The sequence below is a fragment of the Massilia sp. NBRC 108631 genome (genome assembly GCF_059704565.1).
Map to the genome: position 1 here is coordinate 19038 of NZ_BAAKJE010000250.1, position 23999 is coordinate 43036.

At 63.7% G+C, this 23999-nt stretch carries 21 protein-coding genes; 14 read left to right on the top strand and 7 right to left on the bottom strand.

All coding sequences use genetic code 11. The annotated features are described in order from the left end of the window. The first annotated feature begins 6 nt into the window (after positions 1-6). Both fdhF and AC6H42_RS27230 read left to right on the top strand, forming a co-directional pair. On the top strand, positions 7-2859 hold the full coding sequence (gene fdhF / locus AC6H42_RS27225; RefSeq protein ID WP_497549380.1) for a formate dehydrogenase subunit alpha: 2853 nt from the start codon (positions 7-9) through the stop codon (positions 2857-2859). Positions 2860-2872: 13 nt separating this feature from the next. Further along, on the top strand, positions 2873-3136 hold the full coding sequence (locus tag AC6H42_RS27230; RefSeq protein WP_057155457.1) for a formate dehydrogenase subunit delta: 264 nt from the start codon (positions 2873-2875) through the stop codon (positions 3134-3136). A 175-nt stretch (positions 3137-3311) separates the two neighbouring features. Here the strand turns inward: AC6H42_RS27230 and AC6H42_RS27235 are convergent, their stop codons facing one another. Continuing rightward, positions 3312-4292: an NAD(P)H-quinone oxidoreductase gene (locus AC6H42_RS27235; protein ID WP_497549381.1), complete on the bottom strand. Its 981-nt coding sequence runs from the start codon at positions 4290-4292 to the stop codon at positions 3312-3314. 215 nt (positions 4293-4507) lie between these two features. Here AC6H42_RS27235 and frc (AC6H42_RS27240) point away from each other — a divergent pair, with 215 nt between their 5' ends. The 3 genes from frc (AC6H42_RS27240) to AC6H42_RS27250 are packed head-to-tail and all read left to right on the top strand — an operon-like array spanning position 4508 to position 7389. Further along, positions 4508-5755 (top strand): formyl-CoA transferase, encoded by a 1248-nt coding sequence (gene frc, locus AC6H42_RS27240; RefSeq protein ID WP_497549382.1) that lies wholly within the window; start codon positions 4508-4510, stop codon positions 5753-5755. Between the two features lie 23 nt (positions 5756-5778). Continuing rightward, positions 5779-6441 (top strand): TIM barrel protein, encoded by a 663-nt coding sequence (locus tag AC6H42_RS27245; protein WP_497549383.1) that lies wholly within the window; start codon positions 5779-5781, stop codon positions 6439-6441. Positions 6442-6453: 12 nt separating this feature from the next. After that, positions 6454-7389, top strand: a complete 936-nt coding sequence (locus AC6H42_RS27250) for a histone deacetylase family protein (RefSeq protein WP_497549384.1) — start codon at positions 6454-6456, stop codon at positions 7387-7389. Positions 7390-7592: 203 nt separating this feature from the next. Here AC6H42_RS27250 and AC6H42_RS27255 read toward each other — a convergent pair whose 3' ends face one another. Next, positions 7593-8519, bottom strand: coding sequence for a LysR family transcriptional regulator (locus AC6H42_RS27255; protein WP_497549393.1), 927 nt, complete (start codon positions 8517-8519; stop codon positions 7593-7595). Positions 8520-8637: 118 nt separating this feature from the next. On the opposite strand from AC6H42_RS27255, the gene AC6H42_RS27260 reads away from it, so the two are divergent. The 4 genes from AC6H42_RS27260 (at position 8638) to AC6H42_RS27275 (ending at position 12359) form a co-directional block, all read left to right on the top strand. After that, a complete protein-coding gene (locus tag AC6H42_RS27260; protein ID WP_157200933.1) occupies positions 8638-9003 on the top strand; it encodes an HAD family hydrolase in 366 nt (121 codons plus the stop codon). 159 nt (positions 9004-9162) lie between these two features. Beyond that, positions 9163-10494, top strand: coding sequence for an oxalate/formate MFS antiporter (gene oxlT, locus AC6H42_RS27265; protein ID WP_057155448.1), 1332 nt, complete (start codon positions 9163-9165; stop codon positions 10492-10494). A gap of 66 nt (positions 10495-10560) precedes the next feature. Further along, positions 10561-11328, top strand: coding sequence for a fumarylacetoacetate hydrolase family protein (locus tag AC6H42_RS27270; protein ID WP_497549385.1), 768 nt, complete (start codon positions 10561-10563; stop codon positions 11326-11328). Between the two features lie 17 nt (positions 11329-11345). Then, positions 11346-12359, top strand: coding sequence for a 2-dehydropantoate 2-reductase (locus tag AC6H42_RS27275; protein ID WP_057155446.1), 1014 nt, complete (start codon positions 11346-11348; stop codon positions 12357-12359). 56 nt (positions 12360-12415) lie between these two features. On the opposite strand, the gene AC6H42_RS27280 is transcribed toward AC6H42_RS27275, so the two are convergent. Then, positions 12416-12577 (bottom strand): hypothetical protein, encoded by a 162-nt coding sequence (locus tag AC6H42_RS27280; RefSeq protein ID WP_157200932.1) that lies wholly within the window; start codon positions 12575-12577, stop codon positions 12416-12418. Between the two features lie 223 nt (positions 12578-12800). Continuing rightward, entirely contained in the window at positions 12801-13409 is a 609-nt protein-coding gene (locus AC6H42_RS27285) for a Crp/Fnr family transcriptional regulator (protein ID WP_057155445.1), read from the bottom strand. Positions 13410-13555: 146 nt separating this feature from the next. Between AC6H42_RS27285 and oxc the strand changes: the two genes are divergently transcribed. From oxc to AC6H42_RS27305, 4 genes are all read left to right on the top strand, one after another. Next, positions 13556-15268 (top strand): oxalyl-CoA decarboxylase, encoded by a 1713-nt coding sequence (gene oxc / locus AC6H42_RS27290; RefSeq protein ID WP_057155444.1) that lies wholly within the window; start codon positions 13556-13558, stop codon positions 15266-15268. A 38-nt stretch (positions 15269-15306) separates the two neighbouring features. Continuing rightward, positions 15307-16560, top strand: a complete 1254-nt coding sequence (gene frc, locus AC6H42_RS27295) for a formyl-CoA transferase (RefSeq protein ID WP_057155443.1) — start codon at positions 15307-15309, stop codon at positions 16558-16560. Positions 16561-16622: 62 nt separating this feature from the next. Continuing rightward, positions 16623-17084, top strand: a complete 462-nt coding sequence (locus AC6H42_RS27300; RefSeq protein WP_057155442.1) for a PAS domain S-box protein — start codon at positions 16623-16625, stop codon at positions 17082-17084. 109 nt (positions 17085-17193) lie between these two features. Further along, positions 17194-18678, top strand: a complete 1485-nt coding sequence (locus AC6H42_RS27305; RefSeq protein WP_497549386.1) for an extracellular catalytic domain type 2 short-chain-length polyhydroxyalkanoate depolymerase — start codon at positions 17194-17196, stop codon at positions 18676-18678. A 5-nt stretch (positions 18679-18683) separates the two neighbouring features. Here AC6H42_RS27305 and AC6H42_RS27310 read toward each other — a convergent pair whose 3' ends face one another. After that, positions 18684-19250: an SRPBCC family protein gene (locus AC6H42_RS27310; protein WP_057155441.1), complete on the bottom strand. Its 567-nt coding sequence runs from the start codon at positions 19248-19250 to the stop codon at positions 18684-18686. 171 nt (positions 19251-19421) lie between these two features. Between AC6H42_RS27310 and AC6H42_RS27315 the strand changes: the two genes are divergently transcribed. After that, the gene (locus AC6H42_RS27315) at positions 19422-19637 is read left to right on the top strand and encodes a hypothetical protein (RefSeq protein ID WP_057155440.1); all 216 of its coding nucleotides are present in this window, start codon (positions 19422-19424) and stop codon (positions 19635-19637) included. 24 nt (positions 19638-19661) lie between these two features. On the opposite strand, the gene msrA is transcribed toward AC6H42_RS27315, so the two are convergent. Both msrA and AC6H42_RS27325 read right to left on the bottom strand, forming a co-directional pair. After that, positions 19662-20168: a peptide-methionine (S)-S-oxide reductase MsrA gene (gene msrA / locus AC6H42_RS27320; RefSeq protein WP_497549387.1), complete on the bottom strand. Its 507-nt coding sequence runs from the start codon at positions 20166-20168 to the stop codon at positions 19662-19664. Positions 20169-20263: 95 nt separating this feature from the next. Then, positions 20264-23920, bottom strand: a complete 3657-nt coding sequence (locus AC6H42_RS27325) for a TonB-dependent receptor (RefSeq protein WP_229418175.1) — start codon at positions 23918-23920, stop codon at positions 20264-20266. Positions 23921-23999: the final 79 nt, after the last annotated feature.

The following is a 23999-nucleotide window of genomic DNA, read 5'->3' on the forward strand; positions in this document are numbered from 1 at the left end:
ACATAGATGATCGAGACCATTATCAGCCGCGACTTCGGCACCCCCCCCAGCCTGGCCACCGACTTCGTTACGCTCACCATCGACGGCCAGCGCGTGACGGTGGCCGCCGGCACCTCGGTGATGCGTGCCGCCGCCGAAAGCGGCACCAACATCCCCAAGCTGTGCGCCACCGACAGCCTGGAGCCGTTCGGTTCCTGCCGTTTGTGCCTGGTGGAGATCGAAGGCCGGCGCGGCTATCCGGCCTCCTGCACCACGCCGGTGGAGGAGGGCATGGTGGTGCGCACCCAGACGTCCAAGCTGCAGGAACTGCGCAAGGGCGTGATGGAGCTGTACATCTCCGACCACCCGCTGGACTGCCTGACCTGCCCGGCCAACGGCAACTGCGAGCTGCAGGACATGGCCGGCGTGACCGGCCTGCGCGAAGTGCGCTACGGCTATGAAGGAGCCAACCACCTGAAGCTGAAGAAGGATGAATCGAATCCTTACTTCACCTTCGACTCGTCCAAGTGCATCGTCTGCAACCGTTGCGTGCGCGCTTGCGAGGAAACCCAGGGCACCTTCGCGCTGACGATTTCCGGGCGCGGCTTCGAGTCGCGCGTATCGGCCGGGCAGGGCGAATCGTTCATGGAATCGGAGTGCGTGTCCTGCGGCGCCTGCGTGGAGGCCTGCCCGACCGCCACCCTGCAAGAGAAAACCGTTATCTGGCTGGGCCAGGCCGAACACAAGGTGACCACCACTTGCGCCTATTGCGGCGTGGGTTGCTCGCTCGACGCGGAAATGAAGGGCAGCGAAGTGGTGCGCATGGTGCCAACCAGGGACGGCAAGGCCAACGAAGGCCACGCGTGCGTGAAAGGCCGCTTCGCTTGGGGCTACGCCACCCACAAGGACCGCATCCTGAAGCCGATGATCCGCTCCAAAATCACCGATCCTTGGAAGGAAGTGTCCTGGGACGAGGCGCTGGACTACGCGGCCTCCGAATTCAAGCGCATCCAGGCCAAGCACGGCCAGGACTCCATCGGCGGCATCGTCTCCTCGCGTTGCACCAACGAGGAAGGCTACCTGGTGCAAAAGCTGGTGCGCGCCGCGTTCGGCAACAACAACGTGGACACTTGCGCCCGCGTTTGCCACTCGCCCACCGGCTACGGCCTGAAGCAGACCCTGGGCGAATCGGCCGGCACGCAGACCTTCGCGTCCGTGGCCAAGTCCGACGTCATCATGGTGATCGGCGCCAACCCGACCGACGGCCACCCCGTGTTCGCCTCGCGCATGAAGCGCCGCCTGCGCCAGGGTGCCAAGCTGATCGTCATCGATCCGCGCCGCATCGACCTGGTGAAGTCGCCGCACATCCGTGCCCAGCATCACCTGCAACTGCGCCCCGGCACCAACGTCGCCATGGTCAGCTCGCTGGCCCACGTGATCGTGACCGAAGGCCTGCTGGCTGAAGACTTCATCGCCGAGCGCTGCGAACTGCGCGCATTCAACCAGTGGCGCGAGTTCGTGGCGCAGGAATCGAACTCGCCGGAAGCCATGGAAGCGGTCACCGGCGTGCCGGCCGAACAGGTGCGCGCTGCGGCCCGCCTGTTCGCCACCGGCGGCAACGGCGCCATCTTCTACGGCCTGGGCGTGACCGAGCATGCGCAAGGCTCCACCACCGTGATGGGCATTGCCAACCTGGCCATGGCCACCGGCAACGTGGGCCGCGAAGGCGTGGGCGTGAACCCGCTGCGCGGCCAGAACAACGTGCAGGGCTCGTGCGACATCGGCTCCTTCCCGCACGAGCTGCCCGGCTACCGCCACGTGTCCGACACCACCGTGCGGATGCAGTTCGAAGCCGCATGGGGCGTGGAGCTGCAGGCCGAACCCGGCCTGCGCATCCCCAACATGTTCGAAGCGGCGCTGGACGGCAGCTTCAAGGGCCTGTATTGCCAGGGCGAGGACATCGTGCAGTCCGACCCCAACACCCAGCACGTGATCGCCGCCATGGAAGCCATGGAGTGCATCGTGGTGCAGGACATCTTCCTCAACGAAACCGCCAAGTACGCCCACGTGCTGCTGCCCGGTTCCTCCTTCCTGGAGAAGGACGGCACCTTCACCAACGCCGAGCGCCGCATCTCGCGCGTGCGCAAGGTGATGGCGCCCAAGGCCGGCTACGCCGACTGGGAAGTGACGGTACAGCTGTCGAACCGCCTGGGCTACCCGATGAACTACGCGCACCCGTCGCAGATCATGGACGAAATCGCGCGCCTGACGCCGACCTTCAGCGGCGTGAGCTACGCCAAGCTGGACAAGCTGGGCAGCATCCAGTGGCCGTGCAACGACGCCGCGCCGGAAGGTACGCCGACCATGCACATCGACCGCTTTGTGCGCGGACAGGGACGCTTCATCATCACCCAGTACGTGCCGACCGACGAGAAGGTGACGCGCATGTACCCGCTGATCCTGACCACCGGCCGTATCCTGTCGCAGTACAACGTGGGCGCGCAGACGCGCCGAACCGAGAACGTGCGCTGGCACGCCGAGGACAGGCTGGAGATCCACCCGCACGACGCGCAGGAGCGCGGCATCAAGGACGACCAGTGGGTGGGCATCCAGAGCCGGGCAGGGGAGACCGTGCTGCGCGCGCTGGTAACGGAGCGCATGCAGCCTGGCGTGGTGTACACCACCTTCCACTTCCCGGAATCCGGCGCCAACGTGATCACCACCGAGAACTCGGACTGGGCCACCAACTGCCCGGAATACAAGGTGACGGCGGTGCAAGTGATGCCGGTGCAGCAGCAGTCCGACTGGCAGCTGGAATTCGCGCGCTTCCACGAAGAGCAGATGGCGCACAAGGATGCTGCCACCGCGCAGCCGGCATAACGAAGGAGAGACCATGAACATTCACCACCTGGTCACCATGGCCAACCAGATCGGCTCCTTCTTCGCGTCCTACCCGGACCAGGAGGAAGCCAGCACCGAGATCGCCAACCACCTGCAGCGTTACTGGGCGCCGCCGATGCGGCGCCAGCTGCTGGCGCATGTGGCCGAACATGGCGGTGAGGGGCTGGCGCCGCCTGTTCTGGCCTCTATCCAGGCCAATACCGTGCGGCTGACGCCCGCGCCCGCGCGCGGCGCCGCTGCCACCGCCGGCTCGTAACCTGCCGACACGTCGTCGGCGGCTCAATGACGGGTTACGGCGGCTGCCGCCGCCTGACCCGCCCTACGGATGCGCGCCGCCATCGGCTAGTTGGCCCCTTGGTCCGATGGACCGTAGGGCAGGTCAGGCGCCCCGCGCCGTAACCCGCCATGCCAGCCCCGCCGCCCCGCCGGAATCACGCCACCTGCAGCATCACCTTCCCGATATGCGCGCTGGTTTCCACCAGCGCGTGCGCCTCGGCCGCCTGCTCCAACGGATACGTCCGATATATCACCGGCCTGATCAAGCCATCCTCGATCAACGGCCACACCTTCTCGCGCAGCTTGCGCGCAATGGCCGCCTTGAACGCCACCGGCCGTGGGCGTAACGTCGATCCCGTCACACTCAACCTGCGCAGCAAAATCTGCCCCAGTGGCACCTCCACCCTGGCCCCGCCCAGCAGCGCAATAAACACCAGCCGCCCATCATCCGCCAGGCAGTTCAACTCGCGCGGCACATAATCGCCACCCACCATATCCAGGATCACATCCACGCCGCGCCCGCCGGTGGCATCCTTCACCGCCGCCACAAAATCCCCGGTCCGGTAATTGATCGCCAAGTCCGCCCCCAGCTCGCTGCACGCCCGGCACTTCTCATCCGACCCCGCCGTGGTGAACACCCGGTGCCCCAAGGCCTTGGCCAGCTGGATCGCCGTCACCCCGATGCCCGACGTCCCGCCCTGCACCAGCAAGGTCTCCGTGGGCGCCAGTGCAGCCCGATCGAACACATTGCTCCACACCGTAAAGAACGTCTCCGGCAGCGAAGCCGCCTCCAGCATCGACCAGCCCTCCGGAATCGGCAGGCACAGCTCGATCTGCGCGGGGCAGTACTGCGCATACCCGCCGCCCTGCACCAGCGCGCACACCTTGTCGCCGATATGCCAGCCGCTGTCCCCCACATGCCCCGCCACGATCTCGCCCGCCACCTCCAGCCCCGGCAGATCGGACGCCCCCTCCGGCACCGGATACTTCCCGATGCGCTGCAACAAATCCGGCCGGTTGATCCCCGCCGCATGCACCTTGATCAGCACCTGCCCCGGCAACAGCGACGGGCGCGGACGCTCGCACAACTGCAGCACCTCCGGCCCGCCCGGCTGCGTAATTTCGATAGCGCGCATGGTTCCCCCTTCTAGACATAGAGGAAACCGATGGTAGGCGCGGCCCCGGAAAATCCCCATGACCGCAGTCAATTTTCGCAATATGGCCATCTTGCGAATCTTGACCGGGGTCAATGCGCGTTGAAAGCGGCACTGCCTATCATGGGACTATCTCGCGGTGCGAACTGCATGCCATACTATCTATCAAAAAACTATATCTACCTGGAGACACGTTTATGAGCAAAGCATTAGACGGGGTGCGCGTCCTCGATTTCACCCATGTGCAATCGGGGCCGACTTGTACCCAGCTGCTGGCATGGTTCGGCGCCGACGTGATTAAAGTGGAACGCGCAGGCGAGGGCGACGCCACCCGTGGCCAGCTGCGCGACATCCCAGGGGTGGACAGCCTGTACTTCACCATGCTGAACCACAACAAGCGCTCCATCACGCTGGACACCAAGAAATCCATGGGCAAGCAGGTGCTTGAAACCCTGATCCGCGACTGCGATGTACTGGTGGAGAACTTCGCCCCCGGCGCCCTGGACCGCATGGGCTTCAGCTGGGAGCGCATCCAGGAGCTCAACCCGCGCATGATCGTCGCGTCCGTGAAAGGCTTCGGCCCCGGCCCCTACCAGAATTGCAAGGTGTACGAAAACGTGGCCCAATGCGCCGGCGGCGCCGCCGCCACCACCGGCTTCGACGACGGCCCACCCGTGGTCAGCGGCGCCCAGATCGGCGACAGCGGCAGCGGCCTGCACCTGGCGCTCGGCATCGTCACCGCCCTGTACCAGCGCAATGCCACCGGCCGGGGCCAGAAGGTGGACACCGCCATGCAGGACGCGGTGCTCAACCTGTGCCGCGTAAAACTGCGCGACCAGCAGCGCCTGGAGCGCACCGGCACCATGGAGGAATATCCCCAGTTCGCCGAAGGCACCTTCGGCGACTCCGTGCCGCGCGCCGGCAACGCCTCCGGCGGCGGCCAGCCCGGCTGGATCCTCAAATGCAAAGGCTGGGAGACCGACCCCAACGCCTACATCTACTTCATCGCCCAGGCACCGGTATGGCCCGCCATCTGCCGCGTGATCGGCCGCGAAGGCTGGATCACGGATCCCGAATACGCCACCCCGCGCGCGCGCCTGCCGCGCCTGATGTCCATCTTCGCGACGGTGGAAGAGTGGACCCGCGAGCACACCAAGTTCGAGGCCATGGACATCCTGAACAAGTTCGACATCCCCTGCGGCCCCATCCTCTCCATGAAGGAAATCGCCGAAGAACCGTCGCTGCGCGCCAGCGGCACCATCGTGGAAGTAGACCACCCCGAGCGCGGCAAATACCTCACGGTGGGCAACCCCATCAAGCTCTCCGACAGCCCCACCGACATCACCCGCTCGCCGCTGCTGGGCGAACACACCGACGAAGTGCTGCGCGAGCTGGGCTACAACGACCTGCAGATCAACGCGCTGCGCGACGAGCGCGTGATCTGAGCCGCTGGCCAGGGCAGAGCATCATGCAGCACGCCACCTCCAGCGCTGAGGCCAGCGCCGGCGCCATTCCCGCACCCTGCGCCGGCTTCGGCGCAGCGGCGGGTACCGCGCTCAAACCGGCGGCCCACCTGAACCGCCTGTTCAGCGACTTGCCGTTCCTCGACCGCTTCGACGCGGCCGCGCAAGCCGGCTACGGCCGCGTGGAATTCATGTTCCCGTACTCCTGTCCGGTGGAGCAGATAGCGCACCGGCTGTGCAGCCATGGCCTGCAGCTGATGCGCTTTTGCCTGCCTGCCGGCGACTGGAAAAGCGGCGAGCGCGGCATCGCCTGCCACCCCGCGCGCGTGAGCGAATTCCGCTACGGCGTGGAAGAGGCTATCCGCTACGCCCGGCCCCTGGGCACGCGCCAGCTGCGCTGCCTGGCCGGGCTGCTGCCGCCCGAGCTGCTGCCCGACCTGGCGCGCCAGACCCTGGTGCACAACTTGCGCTACGCCGCAGCCGCGCTCAAGCCGCACGGCATCGCCCTGCAGATCGCCCCGCACAGCGTGGCCGACGCCGCGTGCGCCGCCAGCATGGCCGGCCCGGGCAGCGCGCCGGAGACGGCCGACCATTTCCTCACCGGCAGCGCGCAGGCGCTCGCCATCATCCGCGACACCGGCTCGGACAACCTGTTCCTGCTGGACTAACCTGGGCCCTTCATGAAACAGCGCACCCGCGTCTACACCCACGTCGACTGCTACGACCACCAGCCGGGAGAGGGCCACCCCGAATCGCCGCAGCGGCTGGCGCTGGTGCTGGAAGCGCTGAAGGCCCCCGAGTTCGCCGCGCTGGACTGGCAGGTAGCCCCTATGGGCACGCGCGCCCAGGCCGAACTGATACACGACGCCGACTACTACGACGCCATTCTGGACGCGCTGCCCGCGCGCGGCGCCGTGCCGCTGGACGGCGGCGACACCATGCTCTCGGCAGGCTCCTGGCGCGCCGTCATGCGCTGCATCGGCGCCGCCTGCGCCGCCGTGGACGACGTGATGCTGGGCGAAGCCGCCAACGTGTTCTGCGCCACGCGCCCCTGCGGCCACCACGCCGAGCCGGACCGCGCCATGGGTTTCTGTATCTTCAACCACGCCGCCATCGCCGCCGCCCACGCCAGCCGTGCGTACGAGCTGGAGAGGGTGGCTGTGGTTGATTTCGACGTCCACCACGGCAACGGCACGCAAGCCGCGTTTGCGCCGCTGCCAGGGTTGTTCTACGCCTCCTGCCACCAGTCGCCGCTGTACCCCGGCACCGGCCTGCGCAGCGAAACGGGCAGCCGCAACAACATCCTCAACGTTCCGCTGCCGCCCGGCTGCGACTCGCCCATGTTCCGCGACCGCATCCGGCACGAGCTCATACCCGCGCTGCGCAACTGGGCGCCGGAGTTGATCGTCATTTCCGCCGGCTTTGACGCCCATAGCGACGATCCGCTGGCTGGCTTGCAATTGGTGGATGCGGACTTCCACTGGATTACTCGGGAGTTAATGGAAGTGGCCGCGGAGAGTGCGCAAGGTCGCATCATATCTATCCTGGAGGGGGGCTACAGCATGGCCGGCCTGACAGGCGGCGTCGCCGCCCATGTGCGCGCACTGACGAGCTGAAGTTCCCCTTTTCGCCGCCAGAGTTGTGCAAGTCATCGATACGAGATTCACCGCGTGCCATAAGGCCAATTCGTCATTGTTGCCTCTGCACGTTATTCGGAATTTCGCAAAGAGATTTAGTGTCCCTCCTGGCGTCTTTATCGCCGAATAACCTGGTGTTCGGCGGGAGCACTCAGGGCTGGCTTGTTTTCCGCACAGCATATCTAAGCCGGAGCTAGATAATGCTCGATCAAAGTCGCACCATCGCTCAGCAGAAAGTCCTTGAACGCCTGCGCCACCGGCGGCAGGCGCTTGTTTTTGCGGTGCACCACGTACCAATTCAGCATCACCGGAAATCCCGCCACATCCAGCACCGCCAGGCTGCCCGCCTTCAGCTCCTGGCTGATGGTGTGCGCCGACAGGAACGCCACGCCCATGCCGGCGATGACGGCCTGCTTGATGGTCTCGGTGCTGCGGATCTCCATCGCCACGTTCAGCCGCTCCAGGTGGGCGCCGAAGCCGTCCTCCATTGAATTCCAGGTATCCGATCCGCGCTCGCGGACCACGAACGGCTCCTGCACGATGCGCTCGACGGGAATGCGGCGCTTGCCCGCCAGCGGATGCTGCGGCGGTGCCACGATGACGTAAGGGTGGGGCGCAAAGGCAGCGTGCGCGGCGTCGGCCTGCTGGGGTGGGCGCACCATCACGGCCAGGTCGGTCTGGTTGCTGGAGAGCCGTTCCAGCAGCTCGGCGCGGTTGTGCACCGTGAGGTTGAGCTTCACGCCGGGATGGCGGCGGGCGAATTCCACCATCAGGCGCGGGAAGAAGTAGTCGCCCGCGCTGATCACCGCCACATTCAGCTTGCCGCCGGCGATGCCGCGAAACTGGGTGAGCGCGTCTTCGGCTTCCTGGAACTGCTGGATGATGGCGCGGCTGTGGTACAGCAGCTCGGCGCCGCCCGGCGTGAGGTAGACCTTCTTACCCATCTGCTCGAACAACTCCAGGCCCGCGTGGCCTTCCAGCGTCTTGATCTGGGTTGATACGGCCGGCTGCGTCAGGTGCAGTTCGGCGGCGGCGCGCGAAAAGCTCAGGTGGCGCGCCACCGCTTCGAACACTTTGAGCTGGCGCAGGGTGGCGTGTTTCATCGTTATCCCATGTATTCAGTATCGTGAATGGATATGCCAAAAACCTTTAACTATTACTAATCATTGTCAGGCCCTACGATGGACTTAGTCAACCGACATTATTCCAACAGAAGGGGAGCAGACCATGATGCAGATCGATACCGCCAACCTGGCCGATGCGCAGCGCCAGGCTTACAACGCCGCCTTTGCCGAACTGGGTTTGCGCTGGTTCTGGGGCAGCGGCGATTACGCCGGCCAGATGGGTGTGGAGAGCCAGCGCTCGCACCTGCGCCGCTACGTGGAGAACCACCATCCGCACATGCTCAAGGTGTACGACGCGGAGTTCCTGGTGAACGCGATCCAGAAGGTGATGGCGCGCTGCCTGGAGACCGCCGGCGCGGGGTGCGGCGGGGCTGGCGCGCAGGTGCGGCAGGGGGAGCTGCAAAGCGTGCAGCACGCTGTCCAACACAACGTTCAACACAACCTTCGGCACGGCGAAGTGGGCTTTTGAGCGGCTGTGTAACGTTGCTATTTTTTGCTTGAAAAAAATGAAAGAATGTCGAATCTTAACCGCGGTCAAGGATATCGGTTTTTGCTTCTTCCACAATCGTCTCGTGACAACGGTCAACCAGACACGGTCCAAACTAAATAATTATATGGAGATAACGAAATGAAGCATGACGATGACACTGCGCCGGTGATCAGGCCTCCTTCGTACCGCTGGCTGCAACTTATCATGGGCATTATCTGTATGGCCATGATCGCCAACCTGCAGTACGGTTGGACCCTGTTTGTAAATCCTATCGCCGACAAACACGGCTGGAGCAAGGCCGCCATCCAGGTTGCCTTTACCATCTTCATCCTGACCGAGACCTGGCTGGTGCCAGTGGAAGGCTGGGCGGTCGACAAGTGGGGACCACGTCCCGTGGTGCTGTTCGGCGGCTTGCTGTGCGCGCTGGGCTGGATCATGAACTCCTATGCCGACTCGCTGACCATGCTCTACATCGCGGCGGCCATTAGCGGCGTTGGCGCCGGCGCCGTGTACGGCACTTGCGTGGGCTCGGCTCTGAAATGGTTCCCGGATCGGAGGGGCCTGGCGGCCGGCTTGACGGCGGCGGGATTCGGGGCCGGATCAGCGGCCACCATCATCCCGATCTCGATGATGATCGCCAAAAGCGGTTACGAAGCGACCTTCCTGACCTTCGGTATCGGCCAGGGCGCCATCGTGATGCTGCTGGCGCTGCTGATGGTGCGTCCACCGGCACACGTGCCGAACAAGATCCAGAAGCAGACCAAGGTGCAGCAGTCCAAGGCGGACTTCGGCCCGTCGCAGATCATCCGCAAGCCGGTGTTCTGGGTGATGTACACCATGTTCGTACTGGTGGCTGCCGGCGGCCTGATGGCCACCGCGCAAATGGGCCCGATCGCCAAGGACTTCAAGATCGACGGCGTAACCTTCAACATCATGGGCATGATACTGCCGGCGCTGACGTTCGCCCTGGCCATCGACCGGGTGCTGAATGGCCTGACGCGTCCCTTCTTCGGCTGGGTGTCGGACCAGATTGGCCGCGAGAAGACCATGTTCATCGCCTTTGCGTTGGAGTCCGTGGGCATCCTGGCGCTGTACTACTGGGGCCGCGATCCTATCATGTTCGTCATCCTTACCGGCCTGGTGTTCTTCGCCTGGGGTGAGATCTACAGCTTGTTCCCTGCCACTGCGGCCGATACTTTCGGCACCAAGAACGCGGCGGGCAATGCCGGCCTGCTGTACACGGCCAAGGGAACGGCTTCGATCTTCGTGCCGCTGTCGAGCGTCCTGACGGCTGCCACCGGCAGCTGGGAAGCGGTGTTCTTCGTGGGCTGCGGCCTGAATGCGGTGGCTGCCTTCATGGCCTGGTGGGTGCTGCGTCCGATGCGCAAGCGCTTCATGGATACCGCCGTCACGCCGGTTGCCGAGGCGGATGACAAGTCCCTGGCCGCTGCTGCGCGGTTGGCCAACTAGCGAGCAATCGATGGCGCCGGCGATGTGGCCGGCGCCATCGAGCAAGCAAGAACAAGCGAGAACAACATGATCAAACGCTGGCTGCGCTTTCAACATTTCGACACGGTGCGCTTCGGTACCGTTGAAGGCGACAAAATCCGCATCTACCAGGGCGATATGTTCGACGCGCCTTCGCCCACCGATTTCACGCTGCACCTGTCCGAAGTAAAACTGCTCACGCCTGTGGTACCGGGCAAGGTGCTGGCGATGTGGAACAACTTCCACGCGCTCGGCCGCAAGCTCGGCATCGAGCCGCCGCTGGAGCCGCTGTACCTGCTGAAAACGCCGAACTCTTACCTGGCGCCCGGCGCCACTATCCGCAAGCCGCTGTGCGAGGACAAGGTGGCCTTCGAGGGCGAACTGGCCATCGTCATCGGCAAGACCTGTTTCAACGTGTCCGAGGCCGACGCCACGGACTACATATTCGGCTACACCTGCGCCAATGATGTCACCGTCAACGACATCATCAAGCGTGATCCGACCTTTCCGCAGTGGGTGCGGGCCAAGGGTTTCGACACCTTCTGCCCTTTCGGCCCGGTGATCGCCACCGGCCTCGATCCCGCCATGCTGGTGGTGCGGACCATCCTCAACAGCGAAGTGCGGCAGGACTACCCCATCAACGACATGGTGTTCTCCGCCGCTCAGCTGGTGAGCAAGATTTCGAAGGACATGACGCTGGATCCGGGCGACATCCTCCTGTGCGGCACCTCGGTCGGCGTCGGTTCGATGCGGCCGGGGAGCATAGTCGAGGTGGAGATCGACGGCATTGGAAAGCTCAGCAACCGTTTTGAGTAAAAACCAAGGAGCTGAAAATGAAAATCGCCATAGTAGGGGCGGGGGCAATAGGAGGATTGGTGGGGGCCAGGCTGGCCCTGGCAGGCGAGCAGGTGACGTTTCTGGTGCGGGGCGCCAATCTGCTGGCGATCCGCAACAAGGGCATCAAGCTGATCGAGCATGACGGCAGCGAACAGGTGGCCACCAATGTGGCGGCCACCGACGATTACGCCGAAGCAGGGCCGCAGGACGTGGTAATCCTGGCGCTGAAGGCGCACCAGGTGGCGGCGGTGGCGGACCAGCTGCCGCTGCTGTTCGGGCCGGACACCTGCGTGGTCACCATGCAGAACGGCATACCGTACTGGTACTTCCACCAGCACGGCGGCCACCTGGAAGGGCGCACGGTGCACAGCGTGGACCCGGACGGCAGCCTGGCGGTGCGCATCCCGCCGTCGCGCGTGATTGGCTGCGTGGTCTATCCGGCCTCGGAGCTGGTGGCGCCCGGCGTGGTGCGGCATGTGGAGGGCGAGCGCTTTCCGCTGGGCGAGCTGGATGGGTCCACCACGCCGCGCGTGCAGGCCATTTCGGAGTGCTTCACCAGGGCCGGTTTCAAGGCGCCGGTGCTGGACAACATCCGTTCCGAGATCTGGCTGAAGCTGTGGGGGAACCTCACCTTCAATCCGATCAGCGCGCTGTGCCATGCCACGCTGGAGGGCATCTGCCAGTATCCGGTGGCGCGCTCGCTGGCGGCGGACATGATGAAGGAAGCGGAAGCGGTGGCCAACAAGCTGGGCGTGACGTTCCGCGTGACGCTGGACAAGCGGATTGCCGGCGCCGAGAAAGTGGGGCGGCACAAGACGTCGATGCTGATGGATGTCGAGGCGGGACGCGGGCCGGAAATCGACGCGCTGGTCGGCTCGGTGGTTGAACTGGGGCGGTTTACCGATACCGCCACACCTCATATTGACGCGGTCTATGCGCTGGTCAAATTGCTGGAACGGACCATGACCGAGGAGAGAGGGCAGCTCAGGCTACAAAAAATGGCGGCCTGATAAAAAAACGGACGTTCCACAAGGACGTCCGTTTTGCCTTCCGCACTGCACACAGATTACATGCCCCAGGTGTACTTGGCGTCGCTCTTGTCGCCGGCGGTGTTGGCGTCCAGCTGTTCGCGCAGATGCACGCCGAAGATGGTCTCGATGATGAACATCAGGCTGAAAGGCTGGGCTTGTTCAGCAGTATGGGTTTGCTTATTGGTAATGGTGGTCATGATTGATTCCCTATGAAGTTAAAAATCGTTGGCGCCGCGTTGGTATGAAATGAGTATAGGCAGCCCGATACCGCGCCGCCAATTGAGGCAGCGCATAACAGGTATCAATCTGATGAATATTGCCTATGAAAAACCCACGAAAACGCGATAAATCTGTTTTCGGGATTCTTGACCGCGGTCAAGTTTTTGCTGCGCTGCGGCGCAACAGGCGCTAAAACAGGCGCTAAATCTTGCCCTGGTTTTTCAGGCGGCTCAATGTTTCCGGTGATAAATTCAGGTAGGCCGCGAGTTGCTTTTTCGGCAAGCGCTCGAACATTTCGCTGTGCTTGCGCACGAAGCGGTGCACGCGGCCCGGCGCGTCCAGCAGATGCAGGGTGATGGTGTGGCCCATGATCTCGCTCATCAAATGCATCACCTCATATTCGAAGCTTTGCTTGAGCTGCGAGTGGCTTTCCAAGAACGCCACCCACTGCGGCATGGCCAGCTTGGCCACGCGCGCTTTCGTCACGCACACGATGCTGTACGGCGTGGGCGTCTTCAGGCGCCAGGCCGCGTAGCTGGTTTCGATGTCGCGCTCGGCGGCGAAGCGCAGGATCATCTCCTTGGCTTCCTGGTTGGTGACCACGCGCTTCAGGATGCCGTCCAGGATGAAGTACTGCTCCATCTCGTGCACGCCCTGGTTCAGCAGCAGGTCGCCCTTGTTGTAGTCCACTACGGTGAGGTAAGGCTCCAGGGCCGCCATCTCGCTTTCGCGCAGTTCTTTCAGCACGATGTTCTGGCGCAGTTGCACGCGCAGGATGTTGCGTTCGGGGTGATTGGCTAGCAGCGTCATGACCTTGCTCTGATCCTAGTTCTGATTACTGATCTGGAAATGTTGGACATCTTCCTTTGAATCTTGACCGCGGTCAATGAGAGAAAACAAAGGGCGTCGCTATGATGGCTTCAACACCTTTGTTAAACCAAATATAAGAGACACTCATGACAACCAACAGCACGCAGTCTGACGAAACGACCGATGGCTTCCACCTGGTAGTGGATGCGCTCAAGCATAACGATATCGACACCATCTTCGGCCTGGTGGGCATCCCTATCACCGACCTGGCGCGCCTTGCGCAGGCTGAAGGTATGCGGTTTATCGGTTTCCGCCACGAGCAGCATGCTGGCAACGCGGCCGCCATCGCAGGCTACATGACGCAGAAGCCGGGCATCTGCCTGACGGTGTCCGCGCCGGGCTTCCTGAACGGCCTGACCGCGCTGGCCAACGCCACCACCAACTGCTTCCCGATGATCCTCATCAGCGGTTCCAGCGAACGCGAAATCGTCGACCTGCAGCAGGGCGACTACGAGGAAATGGATCAGCTGAACGCGGCCAAGCCTTACGCCAAAGCGTCGTACCGCATCAACAAGGCAGAGGACATCGGCATCGGCGTGGCGCGCGCCATTCGCGCCGCCGTGTCGGGCCGCCCGGGCGGCGTGTACCTGGACTTGCCGGCGCAGCTGCTGGCGCAGGTGATCGACGCCGAACACGGCCGCCGCTCGCTGGTGAAAGTGGTGGACGCCGCGCCGCGCCAGATCCCCGCGCCGGACGCGGTGCAGCGCGCGCTGTCGCTGCTGCAGGGCGCCAAGAAGCCGCTGATCCTGCTGGGCAAAGGCGCCGCTTACGCGCAGGCCGACGCCGACATCCGCGCCTTCGTTGAGGAATCGGGCATTCCCTACCTGCCGATGTCGATGGCCAAGGGCCTGCTGCCGGACACGCACGCGCAGTCGGCTTCCGCCGCACGCTCCTACGTGCTGGCCGAGGCGGACGTGGTGGTGCTGATCGGTGCGCGCCTGAACTGGCTGCTGGCGCACGGCAAGGGCAAGACCTGGGGCGTGCCCAAGCAGTTCATTCAGATCGATATTTCGCCGACTGAAATCGACAGCAACGTGGCCATCGCCGCGCCGGTGATCGGCGACATTGGCTCCTGCGTGACGGCGCTGCTGGAAGGCATCCGCAGCGGCGGCCACGGCAAGCCCGATCCCGCCTGGACCGGTTCCATCGCCGAGCGCAAGGACAAGAACCTGACCAAGATGGCCGCCATGCTGGCGCAAAATCCGTCGCCGATGAACTTCCACAGCGCGCTGCGCTCCATCCGCGACGTGCTGAAAACCCGGCCGGACATCAACGTGGTCAACGAGGGCGCCAACACGCTCGACTTCGCGCGCAGCATCATCGACATGTACGAACCGCGCAAGCGTTTCGACTCGGGCACCTGGGGCATCATGGGCATCGGCATGGGCTTCGCCATCGGGGCGGCCGTCACCAGCGGCAAGCCGGTGGTGGCGATTGAAGGCGACAGCGCGTTCGGCTTCTCCGGCATGGAACTGGAAACCATCTGCCGCTACGAGCTTCCCGTCACCACCATCATCTTCAACAACAACGGCGTGTATCGCGGCACCGACGTAAACCCTACCGGCGGCAAGGATGTGGCGCCCACCGTGTTCGTGAAGAACGCCCGCTACGACAAGATGATTGAGGCGTTCGGCGGCATCGGCTACCACGTCACCACGCCGGAGGAAATGACCAAGGCGCTGACGGAGGCCATCGCGGCGGGCAAGCCGGCGCTGATCAACGCCGTCATCGACGAAACCGCCGGCACCGAAAGCGGCCGCCTCACCAACCTGAATCCCAGCACCGCAGGCAAGAAGTAAATCCGCGTCAAACATCGAACAACACCAGGAGACTTAACATGACCAAACCGTTAGAAGGCATCAAGATCATCGACTTCACCCACGTGCAAGCCGGCCCTGCATGCACCCAGCTGCTGGCCTGGTATGGCGCCGACGTGATCAAGGTCGAGCGCCCCGGCGCGGGCGATGTCACCCGCTCGCAGTTGCGCGACATTCCCGGGGTGGATGCGCTGTACTTCACCATGTTGAACAGCAATAAGAAGTCGCTGACCCTGGACACCAAGACCGCCGAAGGCAAGGAAGTGCTGACGCGCCTGATCAAGCAGTCGGACGTGCTGGTGGAGAACTTCGGCCCCGGCGCGCTGGACCGCATGGGCTTTACGTGGGAGCACATCAAGGAACTGAACCCGGGCATGATCGTCGCGTCCGTGAAGGGCTTCAGCGACGGCCACCACTACGAAGACTTGAAGGTCTATGAGAACGTGGCGCAGTGCGCCGGCGGCGCCGCCTCCACCACCGGCTTCGACGACGGCCCGCCCACCGTGAGCGCTGCCGCGCTGGGCGACAGCAACACCGGCATGCACCTGGCCATCGGCATCCTGACCGCGCTGCACGCGCGCAACCGCAACGGCGGCAAGGGCCAGAAGGTGGCCGTGTCGATGCAGGACAGCGTGCTGAACCTGTGTCGCGTGAAGCTGCGCGACCAGCAGCGCCTGGACCGGGTGGGCTACCTGGAAGAGTATCCGCAATACCCGCACGGCAGCTTCACCGACGTGGTGCCGCGCGGCGGCAACGCCGGCGGCGGCGGCCAGCCGGGCTGGGTGCTCAAGTGCAAGGGCTGGGAAACCGACAAGAACGCCTACATCTACTTCACCATCCAGGGCCATGCGTGGGCGCCAATCTGCCGCGCCATCGGCAAGCCGGAGTGGATCGACGATCCCGCCTACATGACCGCCTCGGCGCGCCAGGACAAGATCTTCGACATCTTCGGCACCATCGAAGCCTGGCTGGCGGACAAGACCAAGTTCGAAGCGGTGAACATCCTGCGCAAGTTCGACATTCCTTGTGCGCCGGTGATGACGATGAAGGAACTGGCCAACGACGAGTCGCTGCGCGCCAGCGGCACCATCGCCGAAGTGGACCACAAGGAGCGCGGCAAGTACCTGACCGTGGGCAGCCCGATCAAGTTCTCCGACCTGAAAGTGGAAATCACCGGCTCCCCTCTGCTGGGCGAGCACACCAATGAGGTGCTGGAAACGCTGGGCTACAGCTCGCGCGAAATCGCCGCGCTGCACGAAGCCAAAGCCGTATAAAGTCACGTTAAGCCAACAAGAGGGCGGACCGGTTCCGCCCTCGTTCTTTTTGGAGGTCAGTAATGCAGACTATCGATTACAAGCAGCTGGTGGAAGGCATCGGCGACGCCGTGGTGGTGTGCGACGCGGCCGGGGCCATCATCGTCTGGAACGATGCGGCGGTGCGCATGTTCGGCTTTACGCGCGAGGAAGCGCTGGGCAAGTCGCTGGACATCATCATTCCCGAGCGCCAGCGGCAACGCCACTGGGACGGCTACAACAAGTCCATGGCCACCGGCGAAACGCGCTATGGCAACGACGTGCTGCGCGTGCCCGCCTTGCACCGCGACGGGCGCAATCTGTCGATCGCGTTCACGGTGGCGATGCTGTACGACGAGGCGCGCAAGGTGGCCGCCATCGTGGCCGTGGTGCGCGATGAAACCCAGCGCTGGAGCGAAGAGCGGCAGATGCGGATACGCCTGGCGCAACTTGAAGCAGCCAGCAAGGCCGCTAGCAAAGAGGAAGCGATAGCCGCGCAACAGTAGAACTACTAGTGGAACTGCCAGGTCTAACGAATTCGCAATATTTCCTATTACTATCGGCTCTCCCTTCGGGGGCAGCGCGCTCGGGGGCTAACGATAAAGGAGACTCGCAATGACGAATTTCGCTGGACGCTTCCGCATGCGCAGCATGGTTCTGTTTGTCCTCGGTGTCACGGGCGCGGCGGCACAGGCCGCACCCGTGGCGCTGCCGTCGTACAACATCGACCCGGAGAAGACCTCGGTCTCCGGCCTGTCCTCGGGCGGCTTCATGGCGGTGCAGCTGCACGTGGCGTTTTCGGCCACCTTCAAGGCGGGTGCCGGCGTCGTGGCCGGCGGTCCGTTCTACTGCGCCCAAGGCGTGCTCTCCAACGCGGCCGGTCCCTGCATGGCCGCCAGCGCGTTCAGCAAGCCGGCCACGGCCACGCTGGTGTCGACCACCAACAGCTGGGCCAGCCAAGGCTTGATCGACCCCACCGGCAACCTGGCCAATTCCAGGGTCTACCTGTATTCCGGCACCATCGACAGCACCGTCAAGCAGCTGGTGATGAATGAGGCGGACACCTACTACAAGAACTACATCGCTGCCGCCAGTATCTTCTACAAGAACAACCTGGCCTCCGAGCACGCCATGGTGACCGACTACTTCGGCAGCGGCTGCAGCACCAAGGCCAGCCCCTACATCAACAACTGCAACTTCGACCTGGCCGGCGAGATACTGAAGTGGATCTACGGCCCGCTGAACGCGAAGAACAGCGGCGCGCTGGGCGGCAGCTTCGTGGAATTCAACCAGGGCGAGTTTATCGCCAGCCCCGCCTCGCACGGCATGGCCTCCAGCGGCTGGGCCTACGTGCCGGCCAATTGCGCCAGCGGCCAGCAATGCAAGCTGCACGTGGTGGTGCACGGCTGCCAGCAAGATGCCACCAAGATCCAGGACCAGTACTACCGCAGCACCGGCTACAACAAGTGGGCGGACACCAACAACATCGTCATGCTGTACCCGCAGACCGCACCCAGCAGCGCGGGCAATCCGAACGGGTGCTGGGACTGGTGGGGCTATGACGACGCCAACTACGCCAAGAAGAGCGGGCGCCAGATGGCGGCCATCAAGGGCATGGTCGACCGCGTGTCGTCCGGTGGGGGAGGCGGCGCGCTGCCGGCGCCGGCGGGACTGAACGTCACCGGCGTGACCAGCAGCAGCGTGGCGCTGGCGTGGAACAGCGTGTCCGGCGCGGCAGGCTATCATGTGTACCGTGGCGGCACGCAGGCCAACGCCGGCCTGCTGACCGCGCTGGCCTTCACCGACACCGGCCTGGCGGCGGGCACTGGCTACAGCTACACGGTGCGGGCGGTAGATACGGGGGGCGCGGCGGGCGCCGCCTCGGCTGCGGTGAACGCCACCACCACGGGCGGCGGCTACGTCTGCAGCGCCACCACGGCCAGCAACTACGCCCACGTAACGGCCGGGCGCGCCGTCAACAGCGGCGGTTACGCGCTGGCCAAGGGTTCCAACCAGAACATGGGGCTGTACAACATCTTCTACACCACCACGCTGGCGCAAACCTCGGCCGGCTACTACGTCATCGGCAACTGTCCCTGACAGTATCAATGCGCGGTCGGCGCGTGGCCCTGGTCTTCGATGGTGCCGCGCCAGGCGCCGGTTTCCTGGCCGCGCTGCTCGATCATCTCCTTGAAGCGCTTCAGGTTGCCGGACGCTTCAAGGCGCACCGCGCCCATGGCGTCGCCGATGGCTTCGAGCGTGCCTTCGGGCTGGTATGTCATGGTCAGGGTAATGCGGCAGCGATTGTCCGACAGGGCGTCAAACGTCACCACGCCGTTGTTAAGCTTGCCGGTGGTGCTGCGCCAGGCGATGCGCTGGTCCGGGATCTGTTCGGTGATCTCCGCGTCCCACTCCACCGGCTTGCCCAGCACGTCGGCCTTCCAGTGCAGGCGCTTGTCGTCCAGCTGGCGCACTTCATGCACGCTGTCCATGAAGGTGGGGAACTGCTCGAACTGGGTCCATTGGCCGTAGGCGGTGCGCACCGGCACGCTGACGGTGATGCTTTCCTTCACGGACGATGCTCCCCGCGCGGATTTGCCTTTTTTGAGTTGCTTGGCTAGCAGGTAGCCGCCTGCCGCCGCTGCGGCCATGGTGATGAGTCGGTTAAGCATGAGGTTCTCCTTTTGCGAGGTTATCCGTTGATGCTAATCGGATTCCCCGGCTGGATATACCGCCGTACTTCCTAATTCCATGTCGGACTAGGCCGACAAGACGCGGCGACGCCCCCGCCCGTATTTTGCTATGCTTAAGGCAGCCTATCGTTCTTACTTTGGGAGATCATCATGGCCATGTCACAAGAAAGTTACGTCAGGCAGCAAGGGCTGCGCAAATCGTATGACATCGAATACAGCAGCCTGCGCTACAAAATATCGCTGGAAGGCAAGCTGCTGAAGGAAATCGAGCTGCCGCTGGACACGCTCGCCGCCCTGGGCGACGAAGCCAGCTGGAAGAGCGCGGTGGCCGATATCGAGCACCTGCGCGGTATGCCGGAGCAGTAGCCCGGCCTGCCTCCAGCGCCGGTCTTAGGTCCGCGCCGGCAGTTTCCAGTCGGGGCGGATGAAGTGGCAGGTGTAGCCGTCGGGCAAGCGCTCCAGATAGTCCTGGTGCTCCGGCTCGGCTTCCCAGAATGGGCCGGCAGGCGCCAGCTCGGTCACCACTTTGCCCGGCCACAGGCCGGATGCGTCCACGACCGCGATGGTTTCTTCGGCCACGCGCTTCTGTTCCGCGCTAGTGTAGAAGATGGCGGACCGATAACTGGTGCCCCGGTCGTTGCCCTGGCGGTTGGGCGTGCTCGGGTCGTGGATCTGGAAGAAGAATTCCAGGATCTTGCGGTAGCTGATGGTGGCCGGATCGAACACGATTTCGATGGCCTCGGCGTGGGTGCCGTGGTTGCGGTAGGTGGCGTTCGCTACGTCGCCGCCGGAGTAGCCCACGCGCGTGGCCAGCACGCCCGGATAGCGGCGAATCAAGTCCTGCATGCCCCAGAAGCAGCCGCCTGCCAGCAGCGCGGTTTCAGTCGTATTGCTCATGCCAGTTCCCTTTCAGTGTTTAGTGACTGTAAGTATAGGCATTCTGAAAAAAAACAACCCGGCACGCGGCCGGGTTGAAAGGAACAACAACGAACTTAGTTGCGGATTGTCATACCCACCATGATGCGGCGGCCGGCATAAGCGTAGTCCAGCAGGTTAGGCGTGCCATCGGCGAACGGGGTGTATGGACCCTGGCTGTTGGAGGTGGTGGCCTTGCCCAGGTTGCGGCCCTCGGCGAAGATCTCGATGCCGTTGGCAAAGCGGTAGGCGATCTTGGCGTCGATGAAGCGGGTCGAGTCCTTGAAGTTAGGCGAGCCCGGGTTGAACGGGGTGACCGTCACGCGGGTCACGCCCGGCGAACTCGGGTAATTGTTTACCGTGTTGTTGCCGCAGGCGGCGATGCAGGTGAACTGCTGCGCCACGAATTGCAACGCCAGGCGGGCCGAGAACGCGCCATCGTCATACCACAGCGAGGCGTTGTAGGAGTACTTCGACTCGCGGGCCGGCGGCAGCGGGGTGCCGGTGATCAGGTCCACCACGTTGACTGCAGAAACAGCCGAGCGCAGCTTGGTGTAGTTCGCGTCCAGGCCGGTGTACTTCAGGACCGACGGCAGGAACGTGAAGGCGGTCTTGCTCTGGAACTCGATACCCTTGCGGGTGGTCGCCACGCCGTTGTCGTAGGTGCGGTAGTTGAAGTCCAGATCGCCCAGCGACTTGCCGGTAACCGGATCAACCAGGTCGGTGCCCGAGAACAGCTTCACGTCGCTGCGGCCCACCACTTCGCTTGGACCGATCTTGCCTTTCTGGTTGAAGTAGGACACGTTGAACGTGCTGTCGCGGTTCGGGTACCACTCAAGACTCAAGTTCTGGTTCCAGTTGGTCTGGGGGCGCAAGGCCGGATTGCCCATGGTGCCGGTGCAGGTCTGGTCCAGTTCGGTGCCACTGATGGTATCGATCTTGCGCTCGTCATAGGTGCAGGTGCCCGACGGCAGCAGCGAGGTTACCGGTGGACGGGCCACGGTCTTGGCGCGGTTGTAGCGCAACACCACCTGGTCCGGCACGGCCCACAATGCCAGGTTCAGGGAAGGCATGTAGTCGGTGGTGCTGGCGTTCAGCGAGGTCGGTATGATCAGCGTGCTGGAGTTGACGCCCGTGGTTGCGTCTGGGTTGCTCGGGTTGAACGCCGCGTTTTTCAAGATGGTCTGGAAGCCCAGGATACCGGTTCCGCTCACTTTGGTGTTGACGATGCGGTAGCCGAAGTTGCCTTCCAGTTCCCAGTTGAATGGCAGCGCCTTGCTGGTGAACGGCACTCGGTCTACCGTGAAGTCCGTCATCAGGTAACCCGAGCGCACTTTTTCAGAGAACTTGTTGGAAGGCTGGGCGTAGACTTTGCCGTCGCTGGCCGTGCATTCCTTCAGGCAGTCATAGTTGACGTTGGGTACGCCAGTCATGGCGAATACCTTTTCCACGTCGATCGTGGTCCAGCCCTCCACCAGGTCCGCCGGCCGGTCCTTGGCGCCATTGAAGAAGCGGGTACTTTGCTGCCCGTTCATGGCGGCGGTAATGATGTCCTGGAACTGCTTCTGGTTCACTACAACCTGGCCGGACAGCGCGGTAGCGGTATTGGTGTTCGGGTTATAGCCGTATTTGCACGGCGAGCCGCCAGCGCCCAGCGAGCCGGCGGTGTTCTCGCAACCGATGAACGACGAGCGGATGATGGATTGCGGCATGTTGACCGCCGGAACGTAGCCGGCCTGGCCGAAGGTGCCTACGGCGCTCTTGACGACGTAGCCGCCGTTCGGGTTCCAGCTCTCGCCGGTGGTGTCGCGCAGGTTGATACCGGTCTTGATGCGGGACAGGAAGGGCACCTGGTCGCTCAGCGCGTAGGTCAGGTCCAGCTTGGCGGTGCGCTCGCCGCCTTCGTTGCCGCGCGGCGTGAACTGCAGCGACGGCGCCTGGGTCAGCAGTGGCTGCTGGGCGATGGTATAGGCCGGGATGGCCACCGGTACGGTGGCCGAGGCCGGTACGGCGGCCAGGTTGGCGACCGCCGGCCGCGCGACGGCATAGTTGGCCGGATTGGACTGGTCGAAGCTGCTGCCCTGCGGGAAGCTGTGAGTCCACAGTCCGTTTGGCAGCACGCTCAGCGTGGCCGGACCGTAGTTGTAGCTCCAGCTGGTGCGCTTGTCGCCACGCGTGAAGTCCGATTTCGCGTCGCCGACGAAGAATTCCGCCAGCAGAGGGCCATTGCGGTAGGTACCGCCGGCCTGCAGATAGCGGCTGCTGGTTTCGATGATGTTGTGGATCTGGTCAACGCCGGCACTGCCGTCGCTGATGGTGAACTTGGTTACGTGGTGGTTGGCGTCCATGACCACCGAGCGCGGATCCACGTTGGCCACCGTGCCCGTCGCGGGGAAGGTGTTGCTGCGGAAGCTGGGCGTGTCATACAGGAAATAGCCCGAGCCAGGCACGGCGCTGCGCACGCCGCTGGCGGAGTCGGTGAAGGTTGGCCCGTTGTAGGTTGGCGAGTTGGTGACGCCCGCATTGGTCGACAGGCCACCCAGGCCATACACCAGATAATTATCGTCCACCCGGCGGCGCTGGATGCTGCCCTTGGCGTACACGGTCAGCTCATTGTTAACCTTGAAGTCCAGGCGCAGGTCGCCCGAACGGCGCTTGTCGATCTGTTTTTTCTCGATGTAGCGGACCAGCGACGGCGTGTAGTCGTTCCACTGGTTCAGGCAGGTCATCAGCTCGTTGCCGCGCTGGTTGATGGCTGCGTTGCGCGCGGTGGTGCCGTTGATGGCGTTCTGCTGCGCCGTGGTCAGGTTCGGGAAGGTGGCGTAGCAGTCGGCCTTGGATTTGGCGTTGGCCGAGCGCGTCACCAGGTCCAGCGGCGAGGCGGCGTTGAAGAAGCCGCCGCCGGTCAGCGGACTGGCCAGCAAGGTGGTGGTCGACAGCGGATCGGACGTGTTGACGGTGCTCGGATTGAAGGAGAATGTCTTGTTCGGCGAATTGTCGAAGTCCAGCGCGCGGGCGTAGCCCTGGTTGGCGCTGGTGGCCACCTGCTGCGAGTGGCCCTCGTTGTTGGCCTGCGAGGTGGACACGTTCAGCAGCACGCCTAGGCGGTCGTCGAAGAACTTGTTGGCCAGGATCAGGTTGGTGTCCGGGGTCCATTTCTCGTTCAGCGAGTTTTGCGCCGCAGCCACGCGCAGCGAGTAGAACGGCTTCTTGAAGTCCAGGCCGGTGCGCGTCTTGATAATGATGCCGCCGCCCAGCGAACCTTCGGTCATGTCGGCGGTGGAGCCCTTGACCACGTCCACGCTCTTGATCAGGTCGGATGACATTTCGCGGAATTCCACGCCGCGGCCGCTGCCGCCGCCGTTCATGTCGGTGCCGCCGCCGGACTGCACGCCCTGGCCGTCGATCTCGACGCGGGTCAGGTCGGCGCTATTGCCGCGCACCGCCACAGAAACGCCTTCGCCGAAATCGCCGCGGTCCAGCGCAATGCCGGCGATGCGGGAAATGGCTTCACCGATATTCCGGTCCGGCAGTGCGCCGACGTCTTCGGCCACGATGGAATCCTGCGCGGTGGCGGCATTCTTCTTGCGGTCGATACCGCTTTGCTGCGATGCGCGGGTGCTGCTGACGACCACCTTCTGAATGGCCGTGTCTTTGGCGGGGGTCTCGGTTTTCGGGGCGTCCTGGGCAAGGGCGATATTGCTTGCCAGTGCCAGGGCAATTGCGTAGCTCAAACGTTTTGGCCGAAGCTGGCCGTTGGCGATGATGTGCATTTCTCTCCGTCTCCCATGTAAGGATTTATTAGTTTGAACA